Annotated in this window: 7 protein-coding genes; 6 read left to right on the forward strand and 1 reads right to left on the reverse strand. The window is 62.1% G+C overall.

Going from position 1 to position 9,062, the window contains the following annotated elements:
• The 4 genes from EN750_RS08095 to EN750_RS08115 all read left to right on the forward strand — a co-directional run.
• The coding region (locus EN750_RS08095) for an insulinase family protein (RefSeq protein ID WP_145967483.1) at nucleotides 1–573 on the forward strand (573 nt) is incomplete at its 5' end.
• Nucleotides 574–846: 273 nt separating this feature from the next.
• The gene (locus EN750_RS08105) at nucleotides 847–1,716 is read left to right on the forward strand and encodes a patatin-like phospholipase family protein (RefSeq protein WP_127396120.1); all 870 of its coding nucleotides are present in this window, start codon (nucleotides 847–849) and stop codon (nucleotides 1,714–1,716) included.
• 332 nt (nucleotides 1,717–2,048) lie between these two features.
• The gene (locus EN750_RS08110) at nucleotides 2,049–3,074 is read left to right on the forward strand and encodes an ATP-binding protein (protein ID WP_127396121.1); all 1,026 of its coding nucleotides are present in this window, start codon (nucleotides 2,049–2,051) and stop codon (nucleotides 3,072–3,074) included.
• On the forward strand, nucleotides 3,065–6,586 hold the full coding sequence (locus EN750_RS08115) for a hypothetical protein (RefSeq protein WP_127396122.1): 3,522 nt from the start codon (nucleotides 3,065–3,067) through the stop codon (nucleotides 6,584–6,586). Before EN750_RS08110 ends, EN750_RS08115 begins: the two co-directional genes overlap by 10 nt.
• 200 nt (nucleotides 6,587–6,786) lie before the next feature.
• Here EN750_RS08115 and efp read toward each other — a convergent pair whose 3' ends face one another.
• Nucleotides 6,787–7,356, reverse strand: a complete 570-nt coding sequence (efp, locus tag EN750_RS08120; protein WP_027038615.1) for an elongation factor P — start codon at nucleotides 7,354–7,356, stop codon at nucleotides 6,787–6,789.
• Nucleotides 7,357–7,473: 117 nt separating this feature from the next.
• Here efp and epmA point away from each other — a divergent pair, with 117 nt between their 5' ends.
• Nucleotides 7,474–8,514, forward strand: a complete 1,041-nt coding sequence (epmA, locus tag EN750_RS08125) for an EF-P lysine aminoacylase EpmA (RefSeq protein WP_127396123.1) — start codon at nucleotides 7,474–7,476, stop codon at nucleotides 8,512–8,514.
• A 113-nt stretch (nucleotides 8,515–8,627) separates the two neighbouring features.
• On the forward strand, nucleotides 8,628–9,062 hold a 435-nt coding region (locus tag EN750_RS08130; protein ID WP_127396124.1), incomplete at its 3' end, for an FAD-dependent oxidoreductase.

The following is a 9,062-nucleotide window of genomic DNA, read 5'->3' on the forward strand; positions in this document are numbered from 1 at the left end:
CAGCATATCGAGGTCGATTACGACCTGCCGCAGACCTCGCTGCAGCTCGCCTTTCCCGGCGTGAAACGCAAGGCGGCGGTTTTCTTCCCCGCCGTGCTGATGAACGAGATTCTTGGCGGCGGCACCTTCACCTCCCGCCTGTTCCAGGAAGTGCGCGAAAAGCGCGGGCTGGCCTACAGCGTCAACTCCTCGCTCATCAACCAGGACCACGCCAACGCGCTGATCGTCAGCACCGGCACCCGCTCCGACCGTGCGTCCGAAACGCTCGGCATCATCCGCGACGTGGTCAAGCGACTGGCCGAAGAAGGCCCGACCGAAGCGGAACTGGCGGCCACCAAGAAATACATGATCGGCGCCTACGCCATCAACAATCTGGACTCGTCCAGCGCCATCGCCTCGACGCTGGTCGAGTTGCAGCTCGACGATCTCGGCATCGACTACATGCAGCGCCGCGCCGGCTACATCAACGCGGTGACGCTCAATCAGGTCAAGGCGGCGGCGAAGAAGCTGCTGACCGCCGAGCCGACCATCATGGTCATCGGCCCGAAACTGGCCGGAGCCGGCAAGGGATGAGAGCGGGCACGCATTTCTCTTTTCCGGACGCCGGCGCCGCCCCTCATCGCCCTGCCGGGCACTTCTCCCCGTATAGTAACGGGGAGCAGGGGGTTGGCCGCAACCTCGGCCCCCACCTTGCAACCTTGGTGATTGGCGAAATCGGCGATGGCAGCACCCTTCTCCCCGTCACTATACGGGGAGAGGATGCCGGCAGGCAGGTGAGGGGCGGCGCCAACTTCAACAATTGGCGGTCTCCGTCGCCGGCCAGAAACGAGGCAGGAGTCACGCAAAATGGCGCCTAGCTTCGGCATCGCCTTCGGCGGCGGCGGTGCGCGTGGGCTGGCGCATATCCATGTCATCGAGGCGCTGGACGAGTTGGGCATCAAGCCGGTGGCGATTGCCGGCTCGTCGATCGGCGCCATCATGGGCGCCGGCATGGCATCGGGCATGACCGGCAAGGACATCCACGACTATGCCCGCTCGATCCTCGGCCGCCGCGCCCAAGTGGCGAGCCGCATGTGGCGGGCGCGGCCGGGCACCATCGCCGAAGCCATGCAGGGCGGCATCCGCGTCAGCCAGTTCAATGTCGAGCGCATCCTGAAAGCCTTTCTGCCCGAGGCCATTCCCGAAACCTTCGCCGAGCTGCAAATCCCGCTGAAGGTGACGGCGACCGACTATTTCGGCCACAAGCTCGCTGTCTTCGAAGACGGCGACCTGCACTCGGCGCTGGCGGCCTCGGCGGCCATCCCCGCCGTGTTCCGCCCGGTGACACGCGACGGCAGGCTGCTGATCGACGGCGGCATCTACAATCCCGTGCCGTTCGACCTGATTGAGAACGACGCCGACATCATCATCGGCGTCGACGTGGTCGGCGCGCCGGAAGAGGCCGACCGCAAACAGCCGACCTCCGTCGACCTGATGTTCGGCGCCACGCAATTGATGATGCAGTCGATCATCGCCAACAAGCTGAAGCAATGCCGCCCCGACATCCTGGTCCGCCCGGCGGTCTCGAGATACCGCGTCCTCGATTTCCTGAAGATCGATGCTTTGATGAACGAAACGGTGGATATCAAGGACGAGCTGAAGCGGCAGGTGGAGAAGGTGCTGGAGGCGAGGAATAGTGCCGCCATCAAGAGGAGGCGGGGGAAACAGGTCGGGTGAAGGTGGTGGCGTGCCGCTGAGGCCTGACGCCCCATTCTGCTTGCGAACAACTTTAGGCGAGAAAAAGACGACCTATGGGAACGATCGCATTTGACCCGATGCGGATATAGGCAAGTTCACCGCCGAATGGCGGCTAAGCGACTCAACGTCGTCGTCTAACGACTGGACTCAGCCCAAAATCTGCCGTGGCGTAAACGGCCGCTTCTGTACTCTCTTTCCTGTTAGCTGACGGTTAGTAGACGGCCCAACGCGTTGCCTTGCGACTATGGCTGTTCTAGGTTCGTTCTATGCTCCCAAGCTACACAAGTTCCAGGGACGGGTAGGACGGTAGAATGCATAGGGGTGGGATCGCCGACAAGGTGGGCAACCGCTTCGAAGCGCGCTGGCTAACACATCAGTTGCTCGGATTATTGGACGGCACCGTTCAAGAGGTCACTGTCGAAACGCTCGGCGACGAGCAGCAGGGGTTCGAGTTTTCGCTGACCCGTGCCGCCGGGAGCGAGTGGCACCAGTGCAAACGTCAGACCGCCTCAGGGATTTGGTCGATCGCTGCACTCGATGCCGCCGGCGTGCTGAGAGCATTCCGTACGAAGGCTGCGACCGAGGGCGCACGCTGCCTATTCGTGTCGAGCGATCCCTCGCCACCTTTAAAACTGCTCCTGGACAAGCTGCCAGTGACACATAGTCTAGAGGCGTTCGAGACGAGCCTGTCAGAGAGGGAAACGCAGCATTGGTGTCTGCTCAAAGAGCGATTGGGCTGCGACGGTACCGAGGCGTTTCGATTCCTCAACGGAACTGAATTCCGCACTTTGTCTGAGTCCGATCTCACTGAAAATCTGCGGGCGAGGATTGCCTATTGGTTCAAAGGCGATCCCGACAGCATCGCTGCGCGGTTCCGTACCTGGCTCGAGGAAGAACGCAACTTCAACCGGCCGCTCGTCTACGACGATGTCATCGGCTTTGTTCGCGGCGCGGGCATTGAGACTAAGCAATATGAACTCGACCGGGCGTTGCCGGGACGTATCCGCGATGCGACCACAAGCTACCTTGGTTCCTATCCACCGCTAGGTGCAGGCCTCTACCGCATCGAACGCGCGGCAGTGCGAGACGTGCTTGGCGGGTTGCAGGGGGGTGCAAGGGTGGTCTTGCTCTCCGGTGCCGCTGGCATCGGTAAGTCGGCGATTCTCTCCGATGTAATCGAGCAACTCCGAGCCCAAGGGACGCTCCATCTCGCTTTTCGCGTCGACCAAGCCGGCTCCATCGCAACGCTCGACGAACTTGGCGTGCAAACGCTTGGGACCGCTGACAATCCGGTGGTCTCGAACAGCTTGCCGCCAACAGGCGCGCGGTGCTCGTAGTTGATCAAGCAGATGCAGTCAGCGAAGTATCGGGAAGGATCGCTGAACTGCGCCGCGTGGTGCTCGACCTAGTCCGCAAGGCTACGCAATATCCACATGTCCAACTGATCTTCGCTTGTCGCAGCTTCGATCTCGAGAACGATCACGCATTCCGTCAGATCGCCGAGGCCAAAGGCAATGTGCGGGTGGATGTCGGATCTTTCGAACGTTCTGAAATGAATCCGGTGCTTGCGCGGCTCGGCATTCTATATGATCCCGACAATGCACGGCTGATGGCGCTGCTAGCACTTCCTATTGGCCTGACGCTCGCAGCTGCGCTCGCGCAAAGCGGGATTAGCGACTTGCGTCGGGTAGAACATCTCTCTGAACTCTATGGCCGACTGCTCGCCTCGCGAGAGCAGGAGATCCAGCGCGACTTTCGTCCCGGCTGGAGCGTATTCGCCCCGCTAACCACGCTCGCAATGGCGATGAGCGAGCGACAGGAACTTATTGCCCCCGTAGTAGCGCTCGATCCTTTTGCAGGCGCGCTCGATATCCTTCAGCGCGCTGGACTGATTGTCGTTCGCGGCCAGCGCCTCGGATTCCTACATGAATCGCTGTTCGATTATCTGCATGCCCGCGCCTATGTACAGGAGCGCAAGCCGCTGATCGATTTCCTGCTGGCCAGCCCGCAAACCTTGTTCCGTCGCACTCAGGTTCGCCAGATACTCGCATTCGAAAGAGAACTTGAGCGAGCCCGTTACCTTGTTGATTTGGGCGCGATCTTAGGCAATGCGCGGGTGCGCCCGCATATCCGGGAGACAGTTGTGCGCTGGCTAGCGACAATTCCCGACCCGACGGCGGCAGAATGGGAGTTGATAGAGAGATACGCCCGGCACGGCGGACTGCCGGTCAAATCGGGCAACGTCATTTACGAACGGAAGCCATGGTTCGACCTGCTCCATACCCGAGGCGTGATCCAGGCTTGGCTCGCGTGTGACGGGGAGGATTTGAACTGGGCGCTCGGCTTCCTGCGATCGGTCGCGCCGTTCGCTCCTGTTGAAGTTTCCCAGCTGCTCAGCGGCTTTCTCGAGCGTCGGCCCGAGCGCATCCGAGATGTCTTTGGAGCATTGCGCTTCATCGACCCCAAGGCCGATGCCAAGCCCCTCGCCGATTGCCTGATCGCCACGCTCGACCGCGCGGTACCTGAGGATTGGGAAATCGGCGGCAACGACTGGGACGATTATTACGGGTCTTGGATCAAGACCTCACCTGATGAAGCGGCGCGCATTTTTGGCGCGCAACTGGGGCGCTGGTTCCGGCTCCATCAGGAAGGACATCCCTTCAAGAATCGCTACGAGGATGGCGGCGCGTCGATGCATTGGCTAGGCGAGCTCGCCAAGGCTGCTCCTCTGCCGTTCCTTGAGCAGATACTGCCTTTCATGCGGCTCGCGATGGAGCGTTCTGTCGAAGGCAATTCACGACCTGCCAACGATTCAATATGGCATTGGCGGCACTGGGACCGGACCGATGTACGATCGGTCGACTTGCTCGACCTAGTGCGGGCGTCGCTGGCCCAAGTCGCGCGGGAGAACCCGCAAGCCGTGGCTCGATTGCTCCGCGCGATGGAGCCTGAAGCGTATATCACAAGTTTGCATTTTTTGCTCGAGACGGTTGCGACAAACCCAGAGGCGCTGCGCGACCTGCTTGTCGAGCAGCTAGATAGTCCGGGGCTATTCAAAGCGGGTTGGCACAGTGCCGACGCGCATTCGGCCGGGAGCGCGATCGCTGCCGCCTTGCCTTGGCTTACACCCTGTGAACGCGAGCGATGCGAAGCGGTGATTTTTGCGCTGCGGCCCGAAATCGACTGCGCGAAGCGCGCATTGGCGCGGTCTGAAAATGCGGAGGTTGAGCCGGGACTGGCGCCGAAGCTAGGCGACTACCCGACCTGGTGTCTCAACGATTCTGGGAAGCGCGAATGGTCGGTGCTGCGACAGATTGGTGCGGAGCGGTTATCGCCCCACGCTTTGCGGCGGTTGGCCGAACTTGACCGAAAGTTCGTTGGGCAGAAGCCCGAGCAACCGGACGGTATCCGCGGCGGTATGGTTCGCTCGCCCATCGACGGTGAATGCACCAAGCTCATGAATGACGCGGCCTGGCTGCGCGCGGTCGCCAAGTTTAGCTTGCCGCGCGAGCGGCGCTTCTGGGGAGAGGATGGATTGCGTGGCGGCGCGAGGGAATTGTCGTGCGAATTGAAGGAGCGGGCCAAAGAGGCGCCCGAGCGTTTCCTGATGTTGCTGGGTCGGTTTCCCCAAGGTACGCACAAGGATTTCGCCTGGGGCATCACTGCCGGCATCGCAGAGGGCAAGCCCGACGCCGATATGATCGAACGGGTACTCATTGCTGTGGAGGCGAATCCTGCCGCGAAACCGGACGACCGCTCGTTGATCTGGATGATTCGGGCGTGTAAGAGGCCGATCGGTCCGCTTGCCGAAGCTTTGCTGCTTGCTGTTGCCGCGAAAGCCGACGACAGCACGGGCATCGGCGACATAAACCGCGGCGAGCGCGAAAAAGGACCCGACTGGAAACAGGCTTTTACACTAGGCGGCGACCTTAGCGGCAAGGCGATCAATTCGGCACGCGGCGCTGCGCTCGAAGTTCTCGGAAGCGTATGCTGGCTCTCGAAAGAGACGTTCGAGAAGTACCGCTCGACGATCGACGCGATCGTCGGCGCCCCTTCGGCGCCGCATGTCCAGTCGGCGCTCAGCGGCTTGTTAATGTGTGCACTCAAGTATGAAGGAAAGCAGGGCGTTGAGTGGGTGCTCCGTACCGCTCGCGCCTGTCCCGAGGGCCTATACTCCAACGATGGCCAGCAGATCGTCAGCTGGGTCGCCGACCTCGACATCGAAGGCTTCGCGCAACTGATCAACCTTTATCTGATTAACGCCGATCCGCTCGCCCGAGGATTCGGCGCGCTAGCAGTCTTCCAGCGCTGCCTCAACGATCAGGACTGGTTGCCTCTCGCCGAGAATTTGATCGACACCGATGCCGAGTATCGCTCTGCTGCGGCCGCGATCGCCGCCGCCAATTTCGAATCTGCTCGCTTCGGTACAACCTGCACCTCCTGGCTGATCCGGTTGTTTGATGATGACGAGAAGATCGTGAGAAATGAGGCGAGCGACTGTTTTCGCCGGATGAAGGCCACTGACATCTCAGCCCATGCCGAGCTGTTCGAGGCTTATTCGGCATCCAAATATTTCGAGAGCGATCGGACGTACTTCCTGCATCGGCTCGAACATGCCCCGCCCGGTCTCGACGAACTCGTGCTCAAGCTGCTCGAGGATACGGTCAGGGAGAGAACCGGCTCGGGCCAGGATCCGCGAGCCTATGAATTGCACGAAGTCGGCGAGTTGGTGCTTAAGCTTTATGCCTCAAACATCGAACATCCAATTCGGCGGGCACGTGCGCTCGACCTGATCGACCGGCTGGTCGAGCGCGGCCTTATGGGGATGCAAAAGCTCGAGACCGTCTGACCGGTACGCTCCAGCGAGGCAAGCGCTCAACTTTTGGCGTCAGCTTTAGCGTCTCCACGGCTCGAAATCGGACAGGCCGCTCCCGGCCAACGGTGGGTTATTGGATGCCTTGTCCCTAAGGGGTCGCTCATGGCCCGAAGCGATCGCGGAGGAATAACCGTCTTCGCCCGCTTACCCCTGAAGCTAAAAGCCTGCCCCCCTCAGTCCTTCGCCCGCTCCACATAGGCGCCATCGGCCGTCATCACCACCACGCGGGTGCCCGGCGCGATGTGCGGCGGCACCAGGGTGCGTACGCCGTTGGACAGCACGGCCGGCTTGTAGGACGACGAGGCCGTCTGGCCCTTGGTCGTCGGCTCGGTTTCCACCACTTCGAAGGTGGCGCGCTGCGGCAGCACCAGGGAAATGGCAATGCCGTTGAACTGCGACACCTGCACGGCCATGCCTTCCAAGAGGTAAGGCGCCATGTCGCCGACCACGGCTTCCGACACCGCGACCTGGTCGTAGCTTTCCGGGTTCATGAAATGAAAGCCTTCGCCGTCGCGATAGAGGAAGGTATGCTCGCGCTCTTCCACATAGGCGCGCTCCACCTGTTCGGTGGTGCGGTAGCGCTCCGAAACTTTCACCCCGTCGCCGATGCGGCGCATGTCGAGCTGCGTTACAGGCGTGCCCTTGCCTGGGTGGATGTTTTCGGCAAAGAGGATCACATAAAGCTTGCCGTCCTTGTCGACGACGTTGCCTTTGCGGAGCGAACTGGCGATGACTTTCACCACGGTTTTAAATCCTGCAAGAAGAGTTGACTGGCGTTTGCCGGCTTGTGCGGCGCTGGATGGGGGCCTACCGCATCTTGGCCGCCGCCGCCAGCCCCCTTTCACCATGATCCGAGCCGCATGACCGAAGCTTCGCCCTGGTGGACGCCTGACGTTCATGCCGACCGCCGCCCGCGGCTGATGCTGCGCAACGGCATCGCCGCCAGCCTGCGCGACTGGTTCGCTGCCCATGATTTCGTCGAGGTGGAAACGGCAGCCCTGCAGGTCTCACCCGGCAACGAGGCGCATCTGGCGGCTTTCGCCACCGAAGCGGTCGGGCCGGACGGTGCAAGGGCGCCGCTCTATCTCCACACCTCGCCGGAGTTTGCCTGCAAGAAGCTGCTCGCCGCCGGTGAAATCAGGATTTTCAGCTTCGGCCCGGTCTACCGCAACCGCGAGCGCGGCCCCTTGCACCATCCCGAATTCACCATGCTCGAATGGTATCGCGTGGGCGAAGCCTATGAGAGCCTGATGCAGGATTGCGCGGCCTTCCTGGCGCTGGCCGCGACAAGGGCAGGGGCTACTCTTTTCTCGTTTCGTGGCCGCGACTGCGATCCGTTCGCCGAGCCGGAACGGCTGACGGTGGCAGATGCCTTCTCTCGCCATGCCGGCATCGATCTGCTGGCCACGGTCGCCGCCGACGGCAGCACCGATCGCGACTCGCTGTACGCCGCCTTGATCCGGGCCGGCATGCGTACCGCGCCCGACGACAGCTGGGCCGACCTGTTCAGCCGGGTGATGGTGGAAAAGATCGAGCCGTTGCTCGGGCAAGGGCGAGCGACCATCCTGTGCGAATATCCGGTGGCCGAGGCGGCACTGGCGCGGCCGAGCCCACGCGACCCACGCGTGGCGGACCGTTTCGAACTGTATTGCTGCGGCGTCGAACTCGCCAACGGCTTTGGCGAACTGACCGATGCCGACGAGCAGCGCCGGCGGTTCGTCATCGAGATGGACGAGAAGCAGCGCATCTATGGCGAGCGCTATCCGCTCGACGAGGATTTCCTCGCGGCGCTGGCCATCATGCCGCCTGCCAGCGGCATCGCGCTCGGCTTCGACCGGCTCGTCATGCTGGCGACAGGCGCGCAAAAAATCGAGGACGTGATCTGGACGCCTGTCGCCTGAGGCGCGGAAAGATCTGGCCTATTCGATTCCAGGGATCAAGACTGGACCGCGACCCCGAACCAAGAGACCACATGATCGGTACCGGATTTCAAGGTCAATCGGGAAGATCTACAGTGGCTGCTTCTGAAACGGTCGAAATCGCCATTGTCGGCGCCGGAGTTGTCGGGCTGGCGACGGCACTTCGCCTTGTCGCGGACGGCCGCGAAGTCCTGCTCATCGATCCGAACGAGCCGGGCTCCGGCGCGTCATCAGGCAATGCCGGAACGATCGCCGAATATGCCTGCATGCCGGTCGGCACTCCTGCGGTGCTGCGGGCGTTGCCAAAGCTGCTGCTTGATCCCGACAGCCCGTTTTCGCTGCGCTGGCCGGCGCTGCTGCAGCTGGCGCCATGGCTCGTTCGGTTCATGCGGCAATCGCTGCCGGCGGCCACCCGGGTCAATGCGCTGGCGCTCGCCGGACTGCTGGCCGACGCCCTCCCGGCCTGGGAAGACATGGCCGGGGAGGCCGGGCTGGAGGACCAGCTGCGCCGCAATGGCTGTCTTTACCTC

This window comes from Mesorhizobium sp. M7A.F.Ca.ET.027.03.2.1 (assembly GCF_003999175.1).
Classification (GTDB): domain Bacteria; phylum Pseudomonadota; class Alphaproteobacteria; order Rhizobiales; family Rhizobiaceae; genus Mesorhizobium.